General features: G+C 37.4%; 20 protein-coding genes. 8 read left to right on the top strand and 12 right to left on the bottom strand.

Annotated elements, in window-relative coordinates:
• Positions 1 to 127: 127 nt before the first annotated feature.
• Together CEY12_RS01465 and CEY12_RS01460 are read left to right on the top strand one after the other, a co-directional pair.
• On the top strand, positions 128 to 1,057 hold the full coding sequence (locus CEY12_RS01465) for a bifunctional helix-turn-helix transcriptional regulator/GNAT family N-acetyltransferase (protein ID WP_089026002.1): 930 nt from the start codon (positions 128 to 130) through the stop codon (positions 1,055 to 1,057).
• Between the two features lie 274 nt (positions 1,058 to 1,331).
• A complete protein-coding gene (locus tag CEY12_RS01460) occupies positions 1,332 to 2,756 on the top strand; it encodes an MATE family efflux transporter (RefSeq protein ID WP_089026001.1) in 1,425 nt (474 codons plus the stop codon).
• Between the two features lie 273 nt (positions 2,757 to 3,029).
• On the opposite strand, the gene CEY12_RS01455 is transcribed toward CEY12_RS01460, so the two are convergent.
• From CEY12_RS01455 to CEY12_RS01445, 3 genes are read right to left on the bottom strand one after another with little or no spacing between them, the layout of a single operon-like run.
• Complete coding sequence (locus CEY12_RS01455) at positions 3,030 to 3,782, bottom strand: DJ-1/PfpI family protein (RefSeq protein WP_172821001.1); 753 nt, start codon at positions 3,780 to 3,782, stop codon at positions 3,030 to 3,032.
• A 28-nt stretch (positions 3,783 to 3,810) separates the two neighbouring features.
• Positions 3,811 to 4,500, bottom strand: coding sequence for a hypothetical protein (locus CEY12_RS01450; protein ID WP_089026000.1), 690 nt, complete (start codon positions 4,498 to 4,500; stop codon positions 3,811 to 3,813).
• Positions 4,497 to 5,132, bottom strand: a complete 636-nt coding sequence (locus CEY12_RS01445) for an FMN-dependent NADH-azoreductase (protein ID WP_089025999.1) — start codon at positions 5,130 to 5,132, stop codon at positions 4,497 to 4,499. The genes CEY12_RS01450 and CEY12_RS01445 overlap by 4 nt, the downstream gene beginning before the upstream one ends.
• A gap of 252 nt (positions 5,133 to 5,384) precedes the next feature.
• On the opposite strand from CEY12_RS01445, the gene CEY12_RS01440 reads away from it, so the two are divergent.
• The 4 genes from CEY12_RS01440 to CEY12_RS01425 all read left to right on the top strand — a co-directional run bounded on the left by CEY12_RS01440 (position 5,385) and on the right by CEY12_RS01425 (position 8,586).
• A complete protein-coding gene (locus tag CEY12_RS01440) occupies positions 5,385 to 6,473 on the top strand; it encodes an NADH:flavin oxidoreductase (RefSeq protein WP_089025998.1) in 1,089 nt (362 codons plus the stop codon).
• Positions 6,474 to 6,712: 239 nt separating this feature from the next.
• Positions 6,713 to 7,078 (top strand): DsrE family protein, encoded by a 366-nt coding sequence (locus CEY12_RS01435; RefSeq protein WP_089025997.1) that lies wholly within the window; start codon positions 6,713 to 6,715, stop codon positions 7,076 to 7,078.
• Between the two features lie 101 nt (positions 7,079 to 7,179).
• Positions 7,180 to 8,061 carry a helix-turn-helix domain-containing protein gene (locus CEY12_RS01430; protein ID WP_089025996.1) on the top strand — a complete coding sequence of 294 codons (882 nt, stop codon included), beginning with the start codon at positions 7,180 to 7,182 and terminating at the stop codon, positions 8,059 to 8,061.
• 51 nt (positions 8,062 to 8,112) lie between these two features.
• The gene (locus CEY12_RS01425; protein WP_089025995.1) at positions 8,113 to 8,586 is read left to right on the top strand and encodes a nucleoside deaminase; all 474 of its coding nucleotides are present in this window, start codon (positions 8,113 to 8,115) and stop codon (positions 8,584 to 8,586) included.
• A gap of 216 nt (positions 8,587 to 8,802) precedes the next feature.
• Here the strand turns inward: CEY12_RS01425 and CEY12_RS01420 are convergent, their stop codons facing one another.
• Positions 8,803 to 9,786, bottom strand: coding sequence for an alpha/beta fold hydrolase (locus tag CEY12_RS01420; protein ID WP_089025994.1), 984 nt, complete (start codon positions 9,784 to 9,786; stop codon positions 8,803 to 8,805).
• Positions 9,787 to 10,003: 217 nt separating this feature from the next.
• On the opposite strand from CEY12_RS01420, the gene CEY12_RS01415 reads away from it, so the two are divergent.
• Entirely contained in the window at positions 10,004 to 11,782 is a 1,779-nt protein-coding gene (locus CEY12_RS01415; RefSeq protein ID WP_089025993.1) for an ABC transporter ATP-binding protein, read from the top strand.
• 90 nt (positions 11,783 to 11,872) lie between these two features.
• On the opposite strand, the gene CEY12_RS01410 is transcribed toward CEY12_RS01415, so the two are convergent.
• The gene (locus tag CEY12_RS01410; protein WP_089025992.1) at positions 11,873 to 12,847 is read right to left on the bottom strand and encodes an aldo/keto reductase; all 975 of its coding nucleotides are present in this window, start codon (positions 12,845 to 12,847) and stop codon (positions 11,873 to 11,875) included.
• A 103-nt stretch (positions 12,848 to 12,950) separates the two neighbouring features.
• Between CEY12_RS01410 and CEY12_RS01405 the strand changes: the two genes are divergently transcribed.
• Entirely contained in the window at positions 12,951 to 13,298 is a 348-nt protein-coding gene (locus CEY12_RS01405; RefSeq protein ID WP_089025991.1) for a winged helix-turn-helix transcriptional regulator, read from the top strand.
• 191 nt (positions 13,299 to 13,489) lie between these two features.
• Here the strand turns inward: CEY12_RS01405 and CEY12_RS01400 are convergent, their stop codons facing one another.
• The 7 genes from CEY12_RS01400 to CEY12_RS01370 all read right to left on the bottom strand — a co-directional run bounded on the left by CEY12_RS01400 (position 13,490) and on the right by CEY12_RS01370 (position 19,659).
• A complete protein-coding gene (locus CEY12_RS01400; RefSeq protein ID WP_089025990.1) occupies positions 13,490 to 15,367 on the bottom strand; it encodes a protein-disulfide reductase DsbD family protein in 1,878 nt (625 codons plus the stop codon).
• Positions 15,368 to 15,563: 196 nt separating this feature from the next.
• Entirely contained in the window at positions 15,564 to 16,088 is a 525-nt protein-coding gene (gene msrB, locus CEY12_RS01395) for a peptide-methionine (R)-S-oxide reductase MsrB (protein WP_089025989.1), read from the bottom strand.
• A 10-nt stretch (positions 16,089 to 16,098) separates the two neighbouring features.
• The gene (gene msrA, locus CEY12_RS01390; RefSeq protein WP_089029743.1) at positions 16,099 to 16,737 is read right to left on the bottom strand and encodes a peptide-methionine (S)-S-oxide reductase MsrA; all 639 of its coding nucleotides are present in this window, start codon (positions 16,735 to 16,737) and stop codon (positions 16,099 to 16,101) included.
• A gap of 19 nt (positions 16,738 to 16,756) precedes the next feature.
• Positions 16,757 to 17,206 (bottom strand): thioredoxin family protein, encoded by a 450-nt coding sequence (locus CEY12_RS01385; RefSeq protein ID WP_089025988.1) that lies wholly within the window; start codon positions 17,204 to 17,206, stop codon positions 16,757 to 16,759.
• 114 nt (positions 17,207 to 17,320) lie between these two features.
• Positions 17,321 to 17,815, bottom strand: coding sequence for a peroxiredoxin (locus CEY12_RS01380; RefSeq protein ID WP_228409766.1), 495 nt, complete (start codon positions 17,813 to 17,815; stop codon positions 17,321 to 17,323).
• 331 nt (positions 17,816 to 18,146) lie between these two features.
• The gene (locus CEY12_RS01375; RefSeq protein WP_089029742.1) at positions 18,147 to 18,998 is read right to left on the bottom strand and encodes an AraC family transcriptional regulator; all 852 of its coding nucleotides are present in this window, start codon (positions 18,996 to 18,998) and stop codon (positions 18,147 to 18,149) included.
• Between the two features lie 244 nt (positions 18,999 to 19,242).
• A complete protein-coding gene (locus CEY12_RS01370) occupies positions 19,243 to 19,659 on the bottom strand; it encodes an OsmC family peroxiredoxin (RefSeq protein WP_089025986.1) in 417 nt (138 codons plus the stop codon).
• Positions 19,660 to 19,764 lie beyond the last annotated feature (105 nt).

The following is a 19,764-nucleotide window of genomic DNA, read 5'->3' as shown; positions in this document are numbered from 1 at the left end:
AGGTTTTCTCCTGTTTTATCTCCAATAGATGAGCTTTATAAAACCATTAGTAGCTCGTATTTATTTTGATCAAATATTTTTAATATCAATTAGTTGACTTCGTCAACTAATTGATTATATTTACGCTATGAAACAAAAATATATTGCACAAATAAGAGCCTTTAACAGATATTATACACAGGTATTGGGACTACTTAACAAAGGGATTTTCGACGGAGACCTGGGTATTTCAGAAGCCAGGGTAATGCGCGAGATCTATTTCAATCCTGATATAACATCAACGGAGATTGCCCTTAGTCTAGAATTGGATAAAGGGTTTCTAAGCCGTATCCTTAAACGTTTTGAAAAATTGGGATATACTGTACGAAAAAAATCGGGGCAAGATAATCGTTCCAGCGCCATTAGCCTTACCGATTTAGGGGGTCTTACTTATGAAAAAATAAACCGGGATTCGGATACCCAAATAGAAAATCTGTTCGCTGATCTTTCCGAACAAAATCTGAAAACAGTCGTTCGAAGCATGAATACAATTGATTCTCTTCTACACCACAAGGAAAATAATCATATAGTCGATCCAATTATCATCCGTCCCATAGAAGAAAAAGACAATAAAGCTTTAGCTGCTCTTATCCGTAATGTATTTGATGAGTTTAATGCCCCTCAAAAAGGCAGTGTCTATGATGATCCTCAAACCGATCTTTTGTATCAGCTTTTTCATGATGCCAATGCAGAATACTGGATCGTGGAATCTAATCATATCATTTTGGGAGGATGTGGCTTTTACCCTACTGCTGGGTTACCATCCAAATGTTCAGAGATTGTCAAATTTTATCTATCAGATAAAGTAAGGGGAAACGGTACAGGTTTATACCTGCTTACGATGATTGAAGAAAGAGCAAAAAAAGCAGGTTATAACCGGCTTTATTTAGAATCGTTTGAGGTCTTTCAGGGCGCAGTGTCCCTATATGAAAAACTGGATTACAAGCATTTAGAGGGTCCATTGGGTGACTCCGGACATTATGCAACGACCATTCATATGCTTAAAGATATTCTTTAATTTATACTTTTTTGAAAACTTAAATTCAGCCCTGTCAATAGTTTACACTTCACAATAATCATGTATTTTCTTTCTTCCAATATCATTTTTTTAACTGTTTTTATATTTTATTATTAAAAATAATTTATATTTGCCATTCAATCGCTACTGCATATGAAAGTAATAGTAGCCCTCACCAATGTTTACATTGGTTAGTTATCGGGCTTAAAACATAAGGACACTTTAAAGAACGAAATCTCTTCGTTCAATATTTCTATTACTTAATTTTACATCTATGTTACATTATAAGAAAAACCTAACGAAGGTTTTACATTATTTTACATTATTAAAACAATCATTACTTGGTGTTGAAACAGACTATACAACAGGTAATATTCAAAAGGCAGTTATTTTATTAGCCATCCCCATGATGCTTGAAATGATCATGGAATCGGTATTTGCATTGGTTGACCTGTATTTTGTAGGCCATCTCGAAAACAGCAGTTATGCGATTCAAACAGTAGGCTTAACGGAATCTGTCCTAACTGTCATGTATTCTATTGCCATTGGCATGAGTATGGCTGCAACAGCTGTTGTCTCCAGGCGTATAGGAGAAAAAAATCCTGACGAAGCAGCTCATGCCGGAATGCAGGCCATTATCGTGGCTTTTGTCATGACACTTATTTTAAGTATTCTCGGTATTATCTATGCCCCTGATATTTTACGCCTGATGGGTGCTACTGAGGAAACAGTTAAGGCCGGAACATTGTTTGCCCGGATTATGATGGGAAGCAGCATGGTTATTATGTTATTATTCCTGATCAATGGTATATTTCGTGGTGCGGGTAACGCCGCTATTGCAATGCGAAGCTTATGGATCGCAAATATCTGCAACATCATTTTATGTCCTGTATTTATTAATGGTTGGGGAATAGTCCCTGCATTTGGGTTAACCGGCGCAGCGATGGCAACAGCCATTGGGCGATCAATAGGTGTTATTTATCAATTGTTCTGTTTATTTAACGGAAAACATCAGTTAAAAATCAAACTGCATCATTTTGACATTGACTGGCCTGTTATGAAATCCCTGATCGGAATTGCAACCCCGGGGATACTGCAGTTCGTTATTGGATCATGCAGCTGGATCTTTCTTGCGGAGTTAGTTGCCACAACAGGTGGGGATCATGGATCGGCAGGATATCAGACTGCACTACGGCTTATGATGTTCTTTATGCTTCCTGCATGGGGAATGAGTAATGCAGCAGCTACGCTTGTCGGGCAAAACCTGGGTGCAAAACAATTTCAACGGGCCGAAGATTCTGTGCTTGCAACCGTAAAGTACAATATGATTTTCATGGTTATCGTTACTGTTTTATTTCTCTTCTTTGGTGACTGGTTAGTCTCATTTTTCACAAATGACATTCAGATCAAAGAAGTAGCCCAAAGAGCCATGCGCATTATGAGCAGTGCCTTTATCTTTTACGGTATCGGTATGGTAATGATGAATGCGCTTAATGGCGCCGGTGATACCAAAACCCCTACATGGATCAATTTTTTTGGTTTCTGGTTTCTTCAGATCCCACTGGCATATGTATTGACCAAATATGCTGAAATGGGTCCAACAGGTGTATTTATTGCAATACCTGTGGCTGAAACTGCCATTGCAATTACAACCTTTATCTTTTTTAAAAGAGGAAAATGGAAAAGCATAAAAGTTTAATATTTCCTTTAAAAAAAGGGCAGATCAATTGATTTGCCCTTTTTTATAATTTACTAAAGCTCTAAAAGGAGAAATTACAGCTTTACAAATTTTCTGGACAGGCATCAAAAAGTATCCCTTAAATAGATCTATTTAAGGGACTCTTTTTTAAACACTCATTATTCTGAACTAAAATAATGAGCTTTAAAGAACAAAATTAAATTTCTATTATTTCATCAACATTGAGAAAACAATGTTGTAAAGACTTAAAAAAATAGAATATTCAGATAAATCCTAGTCTACCAGACCGTTCAATCTTGCAAATGGGTCATGATGTGGATCCTCATTCCATTCATATTCTGCGCCATTGGCAATTCTAATAGCTTCATCATGTCCGAAAAGCTTTTGTATTAAAGCCAGAGACATATCCGTTCCTGCAGAAATACCCGACGAAGTAAAAAATTTGCCATCTTCAACCCAACGCGCTTCTTTAACCCAATTCACGCGATCACTTTGGCTGGTTGCCCACTTAAAAGCACGTTTATTGGTGGTTGCTTTCAAACCATCAATTAACCCGGTCTTAGCAAGTATCGCAGCTCCCGTACAAATTGATGCAACGTGGGCTGTCTCCATAGCCAGTTTTTTAAATGCTTCTACAAAAGGCTGATTATTGACTTCCCTTCTGGTTCCTCCCCCACCTGGTATCATCAGAATATCTAAACCATTAATTTCATTAAAAGTACGATCGATTACGACTGAAGGCCCGGCACTGCTTTTTACATTACCATGCTCCTGTCCTATCATTATAATATCTACTTTTTCTCTTAATGAGCCAAACATTTCCAGGGGTCCGAAAGTATCAAGCAATTGAAACCCATCAAATACAACCATCCCCAGCAAAAGCTTATCTCCACTCCTCTTTACAATACTTGTCTGCTTACCTTTGACCTGGGAAAAGCCAATCAATGGGCTTAAGGAAAGTATAAAGGTACCGGCAGCCATGGATTTGATAAATGATCTCCTGGATTTAGAAATTTTATTTTTCATTTTACATATTTTTGAATGGATTGGTAATCTATAACCGCTTCCAGGGATTGATTCCCTCTTTTTTTAATTGTCTGAAAATCGTTGTTATATAAATAATATCGAGAAGAAAAGTAAAACCTACGATAATATTCATCAAGTGAGCCTGTCCTTTATGAAGGATAAAAAGGTAATATACACCAACAGTAAGGCCCGTTCCTATACATTTAAAAACACCAATGGTCATCGACTGTCCCTCACTGCTTTTACGTTCCCAGATCATCAGAAGAAAACAGACTGAAATAATAAGATTCTGAAGATAAGCAATAAAAATTGCTCCCTGAAAAATATCATGCTTAAAGTACGGAATAAACTGTCCAAAGAAAGGACCTCCCGTCAACATTATGCCAAAAGACACCAAAAATGCAGCTATAGAATAAACCATCCATTCCCTTTTCGAAATAGAATACTGACGTTGAAAATACCTGTAACTATATAAAAAATAAGTCGTTATAATTCCTATATCACAAATCATCCAGACTGCATTGACTACAATACCTGCAATCCCCGTAACCGCAGGCGGATAAACTATCGAGAAAACAAATTCCCAAGCAAAATTAAGCGCTAATGGAACAAGAGGCATACCGTAAGATTTGTCCTTTATACCACGATAAATCAAAGCAATATAAACTACCGTCCATGCCAATCCACTGGCAGAGGTAGCAACTAATTCCGCTGTCATGCTACTATTTCTTCTTGACAGATCAGGTTTTTAATTTGTTCACCGGCAACTTCCAACTTCTTTTCTCCAAAGTCCACTCCATTCAATGAAACATGTTCGATGTGTTCTACCCCCATTATACTGAATACGGTCTTAAGATAATTGGTTTGAAAGTCCATATGTTCGTAAAACTCTCCGGGATCATAACCTGCATTACCACGAACCATCAGTAAATACACCTTTTTATCGTCGAGCAGACCTTTGTAAGGATTTTCAGGATTATTTTTATCAACTAAAACAGTTTCATTCACTCTCAATACCTGATCTATATAAGCTTTTAATGCACTGGGTACCGACCAATTGTACATTGGTGTTCCCAAGACAATAACATCAGCGTCTTTCAGCTCTGCAACAAGCTGATTACTCAATTTTAATGTTTCTTTATCTTCAGCTCCTCTCAGCTCAGCAGGAGTAAAAGCTGCTGCAATCCATTTCTCCGTAACATGGGGGATATTATCCTGACCAACATCCCGATACGTAATACGATCATCCGGATATTTTTCTTTCCAATTCTTTACAAAGACTTCCGTAAGATGACGGCTTAAGGACCTTTCTTTTCTGGCACTCGCATTTATAATCAATAATTTTCCCATAATGTAAATTTGATAAGTGTATCATTCTTCTATGCAAAGGTATTTCCCTTCATATCCACATTTAGGTACCAGAAAAAAATATATCAGTAGTCCAGATAAATAATTGTTTTTCCTGCTGATCCAAAAGTACTATTACCCCAGATGAAAACATCCATCATATAGTAAAAATCATCCATTCTTTTCAGGTGACGATCCTGTCATCTTTGCAGTAGATTAAGATTAACAATAACAAAACCATAAAATAAAAACAAAATGTCTGTTTCTGATTTATTTAAACCACTCACTCTGCTGCATGGCCCAGCCATGAGAAACCGTTTTATGTTGGCACCTTTGACCAGTCAGCAAAGCAATCATGATGGTACAGCATCCGTATACGACCAATCCTGGATCGAACAGCTTTCTCAAAGTTATTATGGATTAATCCAAACCAGCGCTGCAACTGTAGAAGCAGGAGGTATTGCCTTTGAACGCCAATTAGGTATTCACAGTGATAAGCATTTACCTGGTCTTACCCAAATCGCTACAACTATTCGTAATGGAGGTAGTTTATCCGCTGTACAGCTCCATCATGCCGGTCATCGTGCCAAACCTTTATTTGGAGGAATACCCGCTCCTGCTTCAGATAAGACAATACCGGGAATCTCAGCAATCACCACCGAACAGGTAGAGCAAATCCGAGACAGTTTCATCGCTGCCGCAAAAAGAGCTCAGCTTGCAGGATTTAATGGCGTTTCAGTACATGGTGCTTTTGGATGGATTCTTTCAGAATTTATGTCTCCCAACCTGAATGACCGCAAGGATCAATACGGAGGTAGTATTGAAAACCGTGCACGTTTCACCATTGAGGTTATCAAAGGTATTCGAAAAGCCTGTGGTCCGGATTTTCAAATAGGATGGCGACTGTCTATTGAGCGCTATGGCTTACGTCTGGAAGAATTGCGTGAAATCACAGCTGAGATCTTTGATCACGAACTGATTGATTATCTGGACCTAGCCTTGTGGGATTCCGCTCAGGTTGTTAGGGAGGGTTCATTTCAGGGCAAAACTATGCTCAGTGTCTTTACAGAACTGCCACGTAAAGGAGTTCGTTTAGGGGCAGCCGGAAAAATCATGAGTGCTCAGCGTGCCGGACAGCTCATGGAGGAAGGTTGTGATTTTGTACTTATCGCGAGGGCAGGTATCCTTCAGCGGGATTTCCCACTTCAGGTAAAAGCGAACCCTATGTATGACAGTCCCCAACTTCCTGTCACAGCTGAATACCTCCGTCAGGGAGGATTAAGCGAACGCTTTATCGAAACTATGCGGGGATGGCAGACCTTTGTTTATCCTGGCTCAAAATAATAATGTCTGCTGCAATATAAAAAGTCTTAAAACCAACCGCTGAACTATCATGGAAACCATAATATAAATTTCAACAAAACTCCAAAAAAAGCGAGCCATAACTAAAAGGCTCGCTTTAGTTTATTATAGGCATTGTACATAGGCTAATACTATAAAAAATCTCCATTATAAAGTAAAAATCATCCATTCTTTAAAAATCATTATTCCCACATCTTTGCATTGTAAATAAATTACTTTATATGAAAAAAACAGCAATTATTATTCTTTCTGACCCTAAAGCTGGTTCAGAAGAAGCACTGGGAAGGGTATTTAATGCTTTAGCATCAGCGTACGAATTCAAGCATGCAGGTGAAAATGTAAAAATTATTTTTCAGGGAACAGGTATCAGATGGCCTGAACAACTTGATCACTCTGAACATCCGATACATGAACTGTACAAAGAGATAAAAGATCATGTACATGGTCTTTCAAAAGGCTGTGTTGCAGTATTTGGTACCGAAGTATCCGGTTATGATTTATTAAATGAAAATGAAGTCCCCGGAACTCCCGGCCTCCCAAGTTTTCTCAACCTCAGAAATGAAGGTTATGATATTTTGATCTTCTAATCGGCCTTTATACTGCCCTTCAATATAATTAAAGGGCAGTTTTTTAATAAAATCCAGCAATCACAATGTATCCGAAAAATATTAATTAAATTGCACATATCATGGTATCACAATCTGTATATACACTCATTAATCAACAGAATGGAAATTTGGCTTTTAAACTGTTTGAATTTGATAATAATAGCTATTTCGATCATATTCAGCGTAATAACTATTTCACTCTTATTTTAATTACTTCAGGTGAAGGGATTGCTAAAGTTGATCTTTGTGATTATACCTTTAAAGAGAATACACTGTTTGCATTCTATCCGTATCAACCTTTTATGCTGCATTCTAAAAAGCCATTAACGGGTATTTCGATACAGTTTCACCATGATTTTTTCTGCATCTACCGTCACCAACAGGAAATTGCTGCTAACGGCATCTTATTTAACAATATCTATCAACAACCCTTTGTTCATCTCAACGAAAGCTGTAAAGGCAATATCTTAAATCTCATTCAGGGAATTGCCGACGAACTAAAATCAGAGGGATTCAGAAAAGATGAGGTCCTTGTTTCATATCTTAAAATTTTGCTGGTAATGGCTACAAGAATAAAACTTGATCAGCAATCTCTCCAGAATTCAGAAGAGAGCACTGCAAAACAACAATTTATTATTCAAGATCTCAAAAATGCAATAGAAGATAATTTCCGGACAAAACATTCCGCCAGTGATTATGCCACTCTTCTCAATCAAACGCCAGCATCTCTTGCACGTATCACAAAAAATCATTTTAATAAAACACTTTCTGACCTGATCACCGAGCGAATTATTATTGAAGCAAAGAGGGAATTATACCTTACCGATAAAACAGTTAAAGAAATTGCCTACGAGCTTGGTTATGAAGACGAATATTATTTCAGCAGATTTTTTAAGATCAGAACCGACATATCTCCTCAGGTTTATCGGAATACCATTGGATTCAACAAGGGAGAATCGTGATAGGATGCAAGTTTCAGGATACTTTCAATAAAACAAACTATAAAAATAATCATGGAATCATACAATACCTATATGCTTGAATGCATTGAACTCGCGAAAATAGCATTGAAAAAAGGAAATCCTCCCGTAGGATCTTTATTGGTTTTTGAAGGTAAGATTATCGGCAAAGGAATCGAATCGGGAAAATCAACAGGAGATATCACTCAGCACGCAGAAATCTTAGCTGTAAAAGACGCTCTGAATAATGGCTATGGAGATTCACTACATGAATCTGTGATGTTCTCTACCCATGAACCCTGTATCATGTGCTCTTACCTCATCAGGCATCATAAAATCGCAAGAATCATTTTTGGAGTTTCTGTACCTTTAGTTGGTGGACAAACTTCTGAATTTAAAATCCTTGAAACAGAAAACATCCCCAAATGGGGCCGGAAACCTGAGATTGAATCAGGAGTATTACAACATGAATGCGAACAGTTAAATGAACAGTTTGCAGAGTATCTGATCAATCAAAAAAAACTGTAATCAGGATTCTTACCTACGTCTCTCAAATATGAGAGATGTTTCCTGTTGCAACATCCGGTAAATTTCCGATCAAAATTGATAATTCAGCTTTGATTTTAGAAGTACTTCTTCATACTTTGTTGCCCTGTAACTTAATAATAGCACATCAGGATTATAAAAAACAATGAAAAGTAATAATAAGAAGCGGGTTAGATTTAAAATCTAACCCGCTTCTTATTATTTAGGAAGTTTAGCCAGGAACTCTAAAATATCAGTACTTATTTCTTTTAAATGGGTTTCTAAAGCAAAATGTCCTGTATCATACAGTTTTACTGTCGCATGAGGAAGATCCCTTTTAAATGCTTCTGCACCTGGCGGAATAAAATAAGGGTCTTTATTTCCCCAAACTGCTAAAAGCATGGGTTGGTGTTTTCTAAAATAAGCGTGAAAAGCAGGATATAATTTTATATTGGATTCATAATCTGCCATTAAGTCCATCTGTTTATCAGCCATTCCGGGGCGGTCCAGAAAATGTTGATCCAGAGTGTAGGTTTCTGGTTCAATTAATGACAGATCACTTACGCCCGTCTCATATTGCCATTTTGTAGTTTTCAACGACATCACCGGTCTTATAATTTCCTCTTTCTTTTCCGGAGTACGGTGCTTCCAATATTCTTTTAATCCGTTCCAACCCTGGCTCATTCCTTCTTCATATGCATTCCCGTTTTGAGAAATGATTCCTGTGATCTTTTCAGGATTTGCAAGAGCCAATCGCAAACCTACCGGAGCTCCATAGTCAAAAATGTAAACCGCAAAACGTTTAAGACCCAGTTCGCCTATAAATGCCTGCATCGTTTTTGTAAGACTTTCGAATGTATAGTTATATTTACTTGTATCAGGAGAATCTGTGAAACCAAACCCAGGCATATCAGGGGCAATGACATGGTATTTTGTACTCAGGATTGGAATAAGGTTTCTATACATAAAAGAAGAAGTGGGAAAACCGTGCAAAAGAAGTACAACAGGTGCATCTTTGGGACCCGATTCTCTGTAAAAGACATTTAAGCCATCTGCTTTTATGGTACGATAATGAATTTCATTCTTTTCTACCTGTTTTTTTGATGTCAATTGATGTTGAGATTGTGCGAAAAAATTTCCTGTGGATACGCTTAATACAAAAGCACCAACGAAGAAAATTTTGATTGTCCTTTTAATTTTCATTTCTATATTTATTTTTAACAGGACAAAATTACAATCAATTAATCATTATTAAAAACGATAAATTATGATTATTAAAATCACTAAAAATGATTAATAAGTCGTAAAATATTAATTACATACATTCTGAGTGTTTTTAAAACATATTTATTTCTATTAATTGTGAGATAAAACTTATCATATCGTATATTTTCTTAATTTTAAACTTCAATCTGAAGTTATGTCCAACCCATACATTTCTCTTTTACGAACAGCCTGGCAATATGCCCGCAAAGAGCGGAAAAAATTTTTATTGGTGTACTCACTTTATATCATTTATAATATTCTATTTGCCCTAAGTCCTTTACTGTTCGGATGGTTTGTAGGAAAAATACAAAACAATACAGATGAAGTATTGTATTATGCGTTCATATATGGTCTTGCCTACTTTCTACTGAAATTGATACAATGGAGCTTTGATGGACCTGCCCGGATCATGGAGAGAATGCTCGCTTTTCATCTCAGCAGCAACTTTTTACAGGAACGCTATCATCAGGCCCTGCATCTTCCGGTAAAATGGCACCAGGATCATCATAGTGGATCTACTCTCAACAGAATCAAGAAAGCATATGAAGCATTAAAAGAATTTTTTGATACAGGTTTCATGTATATACATGCTTTTTCAAAATTTGCTTTTTCATTAGTCGCTATGCTTTTCTTTTCTCCACTTTACGGTACCATTGGTATTCTGTTGGGAATTGTAACTATAGGAATTATCCTTAAGTTCGATAAACCTTACATCAAAGCGCTCGACGAGGTGAATGAAAAGGAGCATGTTGTGTCTGCTACCCTATTCGATAGCCTTTCCAATATTATGACAGTTATTACCCTGAGACTGGAAAAGAGTATGAAAACAGGGCTAATGGGCAGAGTACAGGAGATTAAACGTCCTTTCAGAAAACTTTCAGTAATTAACGAATGGAAATGGTTTGTTGCAGATATGATGGTGACCCTTATCTATTGTGTGGTCATTGTAGGTTATGTCATACAGCATTGGGAGAAAGGTCATGTCTTTCAGGTTGCCGGCCTGGTGGTCTTACTGGGATATGTGAACAATTTCACCAGCGTATTTCATGACATTGCATGGCAGTATACCAATATTGTTCAATATAATACCCATGTACAAACGGCAAAGAACATTAGTGAAGCCTACGAACAGCAACACCGGCCGGATGCCACGACAGACTTGCCAGATGACTGGAAAACGATTGAGATACAAAATCTCAATTTTTCTCACCTTGGCTCGTATGACGATCAGCATGCACCACAAAGTCTTCATGATCTGAATCTTATTATTCCCAAAGGGAAAAAAATAGCTTTGATTGGTGAGAGCGGAAGCGGTAAAAGTACCTTACTGGCTCTGTTGAGAGGTTTATACTTCCCCGAATCCGGATTTTCGCTGACCGTGGATGGTAAAGAACATAGTCTTGCTACTCTTAATGAAACTGTAACTCTTTTCCCTCAGGAGCCAGAAATATTTGAGAATACTATCACCTATAATATTACCTTGGGTCTGCCTTTCAGCAACGAAGATATTGTCGAGGTATGTGAAAGTGCTTACTTTAATGAGGTCATACAACAATTACCACAGGGATTGGAATCCGATATCAGGGAAAAAGGAGTGAATTTATCCGGAGGGCAGAAACAACGCCTGGCACTGGCCAGAGGTATACTGGCTGCACGAGAAAGCGAGGTCGTACTGCTGGATGAACCTACCAGCAGTGTTGACCCTAAAACGGAGGCATTAATCTACGAAAGACTGTTTAAAACTTTTTCTAATAAAGCTGTTATATCCTCAATGCACCGTCTGCATCTGTTACCCAAGTTTGATTATATATATGTATTAAAACAGGGTAAAGTTGTGGCAGAAGGCTCTTTTGAATATCTGCGCCAGAACAGCCCCGTTTTTCAGGAATTGTGGAGACATCAGGAAGAAGCTTCAGATAAACATCATGAATGAAGTTTCTCACATCTCATATGTTGCTTTACCATTATTATAATTTCCAAATATCAGTAAAGGATAAAAGTTCAATTTTGCAATATAATGTGTCTATTTAGTTTTTACTCCCCGGACAGTATGAAGCAATTCATGCGGGTAGCCTAAAGTAATTGAACTTAAAGTATCTAGTTTTGTGATTTCTTCCGCCGTTAACGAGATGCCAGAGGCACCAATACTTTCTTCGAATTGGGTGATATTTCGAGCTCCAAGCAACGGAAATGCATTTTTGGATAAGTTCCATGCAAATGCAATCTGCCCGGGAGTAGCATTATATTTATTGGAAATATCTAACAGTTCATCAATGATTTCTTTTGTTTTCTGATCTTCATTGTAGCCAGATTGGGAAGAAAGGCTGATCCGGCCCGATTCCCCATTTCTATATTTTCCTGTAAGCAGTCCACCTGCCAACGGAGAATACATCATAACCCCTAATCCAAATTCCTCTGCCATTGGGATTAATTCACGGTCCGCTGTGCGTTGCAGTAAATTATATTCAATCTGTAGCGCAGTCAATTTAGTTGAAGTAGCTATGGAAGAAGCCTTCCATGCTGGAAAATTAGTCAGTCCTGTATACAATATTTTCCCTTCTCTTACTAAATCATCAAGGCCCATAACTATTTCATCTATTGGCGTCACACCATCATCAAAATGAGGCATATAAATATCAATATAATCGGTCTTTAATCGTTTTAGGCTTTGTTCTACTGCCTGGCGCATTGATTTACGATTATTTCCGGAATTACTTATTGCTGGATTGGGATCACTGCTTTTGGTATATTTTGTACAGATGATATAGTTGCTTCTGCTTCCTTGTATAAAATCACCTACAATTTCCTCTGCTTCACCAAACTGGTACAAATCTGATATATCTATAAAATTCCCGCCTGCATCCGCGTATGCCGTTAAAATTTTTTTCGACTCCTCAGGATCTGCTCCGTATCCTTTTCTTGTTCCGAAATTGGCCGCGCCCAATATAATTTCACTGGCATAAAGACCGTTATTCGCTCCAAATAACTTAAATTTCATACTTTTACTTTTATTTTATTGCAAAGTTAATTGCAAAATATAGCTGTGTCAATTACGGATAAATTTGTCTATACCTCTTTTTTGTTTTTTAATAGCTGTTACGATGTACGAAAAGAAACTACCTATAAACTTGGACTGTGGATTGCATTTATTCTTAGAAGTGATTCAAGGAAAATGGAAAATAAATTTGCTTTGGTCAATATATTCTGGAATCAAACGTCCCGGAGAACTTCATCGTAAAATCCCTGATGCGACAAGAAGGGTGCTGGATAACCAGCTTAATCAATTGATCGATCATGGATTAATCAAAAAACAAATTTATGATGGGTTCCCATTAAAAGTGGAATATCAACTTACTGCTTTGGGTGAAAGTCTGATACCGGTGATTATGTCAACAGCAAAGTGGGGAGAAGAACATAGAAATGAGCTGCAAAAATTACTGAAGCTGTGAGATCATACAATTATCATATCTAGTAATGCTATTACCATTTGTAAATACTGAATGGCATCTTATTTATAGGTTCAATTTACTCTCAAGTATATAATTTTCCTGCAAAAATCCGTTTCTTTTTTAACCAGAAAAACAAAAAGTAATACACTATCTTACATACAATTGCCAAACCTGACTTATGTAAAACATCTTTACTTATTGCCCTCAATCCCCGATTGTAAAAAATGGGTATATTTTTTCACATCAGGCTCGTAGGCGATTGGTTCAGCCAGTTGTTTGCCATTGGGATCTACAACAACATAGTAGGGCTGTGAATTCGTCTGAAACCGGGCAGTCTGAAAATCGCTCCATTTATTTCCTAAGGTCTTTATTTTCTTTCCTGTTATTTTTGAGGTTGTCTGCTGCTTTTCAGGAAGAACGGTCGTATCGTCAACATACAGCGATATCACGACATAATCATTACTTAACATCTCCAAAACTTCAGGTGCACTCCACACATTATCTTCCATCTTTCGGCAATTGACACAGCTCCAGCCAGTAAAGTCCAATAAAACAGGTTTACCAACTGTTTTGGCATATGCCACACCCTCATCATAATCATGAAAACAGTTTAGATTCAGAGGACAACTCTGTGCATGTTTTACAGTCTTTTGCGGGTCATGGGATACTGTCGATGTTTTTTCCTGATTCCATTCTTTGTAAAAAGAAGGTGGCAAGAAACCACTGACCAGTTTTAAAGGTGCCCCCCATAAGCCGGGAATAAGGTAAACCACAAAGCTAAAAATAAAAATAGATGGAATCAAAGCACTTATAGCCACTTTTGATATGCTTTCTTCATCGTCGATTTTTAGTTTACCAATGACATAAAAACCTAATAATAGAAAGATGACAATCCAGATGGCAATAAATAGTTCTCGCTGTAAAAGACCAAGCTGGTACACCAGGTCAAATGTGGACAGAAATTTCAGGGCCAATGCCAGTTCCAGAAAACCTAGTACTACCTTTACCCTGCCAAGCCAGCTGCCTGACCGCGGTAACTTTTTGAGCATGCTCGGAAAGGCTGCTAAAAGCAGGAATGGAATGGAGAGCGCCAGCGCAAACCCAAACATCCCAACTGCGGGGCCGATAACATTCCCACTTACGGCTGCCTGTACCAGCAAACTCCCTATAATAGGTCCTGTACATGAAAAAGATACCAATGCGAGCGTAAATGCCATGAAAAATATCCCTATCAGCCCTCCCTTATCGGACATTTTATCTGATTTGTTCAGCCATGAGTTTGGTAATGTAATTTCAAATGCACCTAGAAATGAAATGGCAAATACCACGAAAATCAAAAAGAAAATAAAATTTACAATTCCATTGCTCGCCAGAGCATTCAAAGCATCAGGTCCTAAGGTCAGTGTGACACTGAGTCCAAGTGCTACATAGATAATAACAATAGATACCGCATAAAGCACAGCTTTTTTCATACCTCCATTTTTTGTAAAATAACTTACAGTTAAAGGGATCATCGAAAAGACACAAGGGGTAAGAAGTGCTAAAAAGCCACCTAAAAAGCCGCCTAAAAAAATCCACAGGAGACTGCTCTCTTTTTGAGCAGGAGTCTGGGTTAGATCCGGCACTTTATAACGCAACGTTACTTCTTCTGTTTCAGGCGGCAGGCACATCGTACTTCCACAGGACATATAGCTCACAACTGTTTTTACCACAATATCACCCTTTGTTTTAGGCACGATTTTCTGAAAAAAGCTGACCTCATTTTCAAAGTAATATAACTTCTGATTATCAAAAGCTTCTTCGATGCGCTCAAGCGGCTTAGGTTCAATCACCCCTCCTGCCAAGGCATATTGTTCAGATGCAGAAATATCAAATGTGGTGGGCAGTGGTCCATCATTCATCTTGTTAAACTGGCTGTTGATATGCCAGCCTTTTTCTATCATGGCAGTAAACTTGATTTGAAGCGTGTCGCCCGTTAGCTGTTCTATGGATGATTTCCATTTTACCGGATTATCTTTTATTTGTGCATTTACCTCTATTATACCAATAGAAAATAAGATAAATACCATTATGATACGTGAAAATTTCTTAGATAACATATTAAATTGAATAAATTAGAGAAATGGTTTATAAGTAAACCTTATGCTACAATAGGAAATCCGTTAGCCCGTAAATGAAAGGCGGTTGTTGGAGTCTCATTAGAAAAACTGATCTCCAATGCAGCAGAACAAAAGGAGCAATGTCCCATACCCGTTTTAAAATAGTCTATTTTGTTTTGTCCGTTTTATCGGGCTGAAAGTCAAGAGAGACAGAATTCATACAGAACCTTTTGTAGGTAGGCGCAGGTCCGTCATTAAAAATATGTCCCAAGTGAGCGCCGCAACGGCCACATAGCACTTCCGTGCGATCCATTTCATGGGAGTGATCTTCATGATATTCTACACTATTTGGGCGTAATGGTTCATAAAAACTTGGCCATCCGCAGCTACTGGCAAACTTGGCATCTGAACGGAACAGTAAATTCCCACAGGCAGCACAATAATATGTTCCTTTTGTTTTACTCTTCCAATATTTACCTGTAAAAGGCATTTCCGTATTTTTTTCCCGGGCAACCAGATATAAATTTTTAGGTAACACTTTTTTCCACTCAGCGTCGGATACCTTCAGCTTAGTTGTATCAACAGTTGAATAATAGGGATTATGTTCATGCCCCTGATCTGATTTTAAATTCTGACCATATATGCTTCCGCCAATCAGCATGAGTATAAAGCTAAAAATGAGATTCTTCATTGTTCTTACATTAGGATTTAAGCTTATTTTTAAATATTTTTTTAAATTTCTCCAGTTCAGGCTGGATGACAAATCGGCAATACCCCTGATTGGGATTTTGCTTATAATATTGCTGATGGTAGCTCTCTGCTATATAGAAGATCGTAAAAGGCTCTACCTCAGTTACAATAACAGTTGGATAAACCCGTTGTTCAGTCAATTTTTCAATATAATATTGTGCTTTTTTTCTCTGCTCCTCATTATGATAGAAAATTGCAGAGCGATATTGGGTGCCGATATCATTTCCCTGACGGTTCAGTTGCGTTGGGTCGTGTGACAAAAAGAACGCTTCAAGGAGTTCATCATAAGAAATTATTGTGGAATCATATATTATATCTGCAGCTTCTGCATGTCCTGTAGTCCCTTTACAGACCTCTTTATAGGTTGGGTTTTTAACGTGGCCACCTGTATATCCTGTGATTACCTTCTGAACGCCTTTCAGTTGTGAAAATTTAGCTTCAATACACCAAAAACACCCACTGGCAAAAGTCACCGTATCTAATTTATTTGTCGGCTTCAGATTATCCTCTACCTCAATCATTTTAAGATCATGCGCCGAAAATGCGACAAGAGACAACAAACTGAATACTACTAGTAAGAAATTTTTCATTGACATGATATTTTTTGTATTACCGAACAGACGCATCCTTTGCAAACTCTACCAGGCCATTTCCATCAACATAACCAGTATGACTGTCTATTACATTTCCATTGTAATCAAGAATAAGTAATGTAGGCAGACCAGACACTCCCCATTTCTTAGCCAGTTTAACGCCCTCACCTTTCTCGACATCAATACTGATATTGATAAAATTCTTATTAAAATAGTTTGCAGCCTTAGCATCTTTGAAGGTCACTTTTTGAAGTTCTTTACAAGGGGCACACCAAGTTGCATAAGCATCTACAAAGATTTTTTTTCTACTTGCTTTGGCTAAGGCCACCACGTGTTGGTAATCAGTAGTACTGAATTTTATTTCCTGTATATTCTGTTTTTGCTGTGCCTTCACATGTAGTGAAAATGCAGAAGACAATACAAAACAAAAGAGCGCTATAGATGAATTAATTTTTAAATTTCTCATAACAAAATTGATAAATCATTGAATAAAATTTGTGATCATTGGGCAATAAGAGGAGCTGCAATTGTAAGGCTCCTCCTTATCACCAATAAGTATTATTTAAGCAGCGAACAAAACTTATTTACTATTCAAATAAGACAGAACTTGTTTTGAATGCTCATCTCCCTTCATGAAATCACGAAATCTATATACAATTTTTCCGTCCAGGCCGATTACAAATGTTTCTCTTCCGCTCAATACCATATTACCAAGATCCTCTTCCTTAATACCAAACAGGTCAAGTACCTTATTATTAGGATCACTCAATAAATCAAAAGGCAAGTGTTCCTTCGTTTGGAATGCCTTATGGCTTTCTACTGTTCCTTTGTTGATTCCCATAACAACAGCATTTGCATCTTTGTAGGTTTCATAGGAATCACGGAAGGCACATGCTTCTTTGGTACATACAGGGCTTTCATCCATCGGATAGAAGAAAATCACGATTTTCTTTTTCCCAATGTACTTTAATAACTGAACATCTTTACCGTCCTGATTTTTTAGGGTGAACATAGGAACTCTATCACCTTTGTCCAGGGTTTTTTGAGCATGCACTCGCACGCTACCTAATGTCATTAAGAACATAACCATTAATAAAATAAGGTTACTCTTTTTAAATCTTACCATACTTGTAATGTTTTAAATTGTCTGTCGATATTGACACTGTAAAATTCCGATTTTACCAAAAGAAGAAGTTTCTATTTTAGACCAATATTTTGGTTATTTAGCTCATACTGAAGCGAAGGATCGCATTAATAATGAGAGAGTTGTCCGTGATTTTTTTTGCGATAATACTTTAACCGGACATAGGTATATCTTACATGTCTCTGGTGGAAAGATCATGAGAAATCATGATTGCTAATGCAAACCTACAATTGCAGGGAAAACAAGTACCCGAATCCGCGATTTATCTTTTTTGTTCCTGGCGATAGCTTGTTGGCGTAAGATGATATTTATCGCCAAAGCTCTTTGTAAAAGTGCCCAGATCATTAAACCCGCATTCATAAGCTATATCTGTAATACGCTGATCTGAAACCGTCAGTAATTCAGCGGCCTTTTCCAGTCTTTTGTTCTTAATATAATTAGCTGGTGTATCATTGTATAATTTGCTAAACTCTCTTTTAAATGAGGATACACTGAGATTATTCTGTGCAGCCAGCTGGTCAATGCTGAGCTGGGAGAATAAGTTGGCTTCAATAATCTGTTTAAACGAATATGAAGTAGGTGAAAATAGCTGTGACAGGATCAGTTGAACCGATTCCGCACTTTGGGACTGCGCCAGTAAAAGTATGATTTCTTTAAGTTTAAGAACCAGAATATCGTCATTGACAAGCGAGGGGTTTTCAAAATAGAAAAGCAGACCTTCCACATACTTCTGGATCAGAAAGTCGTTATTTAATTTTTTGTTTGATTGATTTGAAATGAGGTTAGTAGGTCTCTGTAAGAGCAGCGGCAGCTCCCGGTCATAGATCTTCTTTAAAATTTCCGGATAAAAGGTAACAATAACAATCCGGCAATGGTGGTGCGGTCTGGCATTATGAATCTGCTTTCCGGAGTTTACGCAATTAAGGAACAGCGCATAATTGGCAGGTATATTGATCTCCTCATCATCCTGTTGATATTGAAACTCCCCTTCCAGCACATATAGAAAACAAGCCTGCTCAGCAACAGGAAAATCAAATTTAAAAGGCGCTGTCAGTTCAATTTTCTGTAGCAGCGGCTTACCATACAGTTCATACTTCTTATAGTCGTTTACCATAGTTGTTAAATATATTTGGTCCGCAAAGAATTTTTCACGATTCTTACCCATGTAGAATTTAGGGTTTCGGCGAAATTGTTAAAATCTGTTTAAATGCAGGATACGAATGAAATAGCAATAAGAGGGGTATTGATTTTTCAAGATTTGTTTATACCACCTGCTCCTGTATAAACTACAGTTTGCTCCTCAGATTGCATTTATTCAATTCATAAAGACCATTGATTCTTTATTTAGGTGTTTCAAATTAAAGAACAAGATGAGCCTGAGAACTGATCGTAATTCGCAACGCTTTAGAAATTAAGCAATTTTGTTCAGCGAGTTTCGTAATCGTTTCAAAATCAATTTGGTTTATGCCTGGAACAGTACCTGTAATTGAAAGATGTATCCCGGTGATATCAAATCCCTCCATGGTTAGGGTAGCTTCCGTCTCCAGCGATATAGCTTGCATTCCCTTTTCTGTTAATGCAAAACTTACTGCCATTGTAAAACAACCTGCATGAGCAGCCGCAAGTAATTCCTCCGGATTTGTTCCCTGCTCCTCCCCTACAAATCTTGTTTTAAAGCTATAATTCGTTTTGTTTAAGATTCCACTCTGTGTTGTCAGTTCACCTTTTCCTTCTTTTGCATTGCCACTCCAATGTGCTTTTGCTGTACGTTTCATATGTATGATTTTTAAAATTGTTTGTCATTATCGACATTACAAAGTTGTGGGTAAATTAAATGATACCTTTTTTTAAACAGTCCAATAATTTGTTTATTTGGTTCA

The organism is Chryseobacterium sp. T16E-39, assembly GCF_002216065.1.
Taxonomy (GTDB): Bacteria; Bacteroidota; Bacteroidia; order Flavobacteriales; family Weeksellaceae; genus Chryseobacterium.
Note: the sequence above shows the minus strand (reverse complement) of the source record. Positions and strands in the feature narration are given on the sequence as shown.

Bases quoted from the DNA above. Each gene is read 5' to 3' on its own strand.
- CEY12_RS01465 (WP_089026002.1), top strand. From the start codon at position 128: ATGAAACAAAAATATATTGCACAAATAAGAGCCTTTAACAGATATTAT.
- CEY12_RS01460 (WP_089026001.1), top strand. From the start codon at position 1,332: ATGTTACATTATAAGAAAAACCTAACGAAGGTTTTACATTATTTTACA.
- CEY12_RS01455 (WP_172821001.1), bottom strand. From the start codon at position 3,782: ATGAAAAATAAAATTTCTAAATCCAGGAGATCATTTATCAAATCCATG.
- CEY12_RS01450 (WP_089026000.1), bottom strand. From the start codon at position 4,500: ATGACAGCGGAATTAGTTGCTACCTCTGCCAGTGGATTGGCATGGACG.
- CEY12_RS01445 (WP_089025999.1), bottom strand. From the start codon at position 5,132: ATGGGAAAATTATTGATTATAAATGCGAGTGCCAGAAAAGAAAGGTCC.
- CEY12_RS01440 (WP_089025998.1), top strand. From the start codon at position 5,385: ATGTCTGTTTCTGATTTATTTAAACCACTCACTCTGCTGCATGGCCCA.
- CEY12_RS01435 (WP_089025997.1), top strand. From the start codon at position 6,713: ATGAAAAAAACAGCAATTATTATTCTTTCTGACCCTAAAGCTGGTTCA.
- CEY12_RS01430 (WP_089025996.1), top strand. From the start codon at position 7,180: ATGGTATCACAATCTGTATATACACTCATTAATCAACAGAATGGAAAT.
- CEY12_RS01425 (WP_089025995.1), top strand. From the start codon at position 8,113: ATGGAATCATACAATACCTATATGCTTGAATGCATTGAACTCGCGAAA.
- CEY12_RS01420 (WP_089025994.1), bottom strand. From the start codon at position 9,786: ATGAAAATTAAAAGGACAATCAAAATTTTCTTCGTTGGTGCTTTTGTA.
- CEY12_RS01415 (WP_089025993.1), top strand. From the start codon at position 10,004: ATGTCCAACCCATACATTTCTCTTTTACGAACAGCCTGGCAATATGCC.
- CEY12_RS01410 (WP_089025992.1), bottom strand. From the start codon at position 12,847: ATGAAATTTAAGTTATTTGGAGCGAATAACGGTCTTTATGCCAGTGAA.
- CEY12_RS01405 (WP_089025991.1), top strand. From the start codon at position 12,951: ATGTACGAAAAGAAACTACCTATAAACTTGGACTGTGGATTGCATTTA.
- CEY12_RS01400 (WP_089025990.1), bottom strand. From the start codon at position 15,367: ATGGTATTTATCTTATTTTCTATTGGTATAATAGAGGTAAATGCACAA.
- msrB (WP_089025989.1), bottom strand. From the start codon at position 16,088: ATGAAGAATCTCATTTTTAGCTTTATACTCATGCTGATTGGCGGAAGC.
- msrA (WP_089029743.1), bottom strand. From the start codon at position 16,737: ATGAAAAATTTCTTACTAGTAGTATTCAGTTTGTTGTCTCTTGTCGCA.
- CEY12_RS01385 (WP_089025988.1), bottom strand. From the start codon at position 17,206: ATGAGAAATTTAAAAATTAATTCATCTATAGCGCTCTTTTGTTTTGTA.
- CEY12_RS01380 (WP_228409766.1), bottom strand. From the start codon at position 17,815: ATGACATTAGGTAGCGTGCGAGTGCATGCTCAAAAAACCCTGGACAAA.
- CEY12_RS01375 (WP_089029742.1), bottom strand. From the start codon at position 18,998: ATGGTAAACGACTATAAGAAGTATGAACTGTATGGTAAGCCGCTGCTA.
- CEY12_RS01370 (WP_089025986.1), bottom strand. From the start codon at position 19,659: ATGAAACGTACAGCAAAAGCACATTGGAGTGGCAATGCAAAAGAAGGA.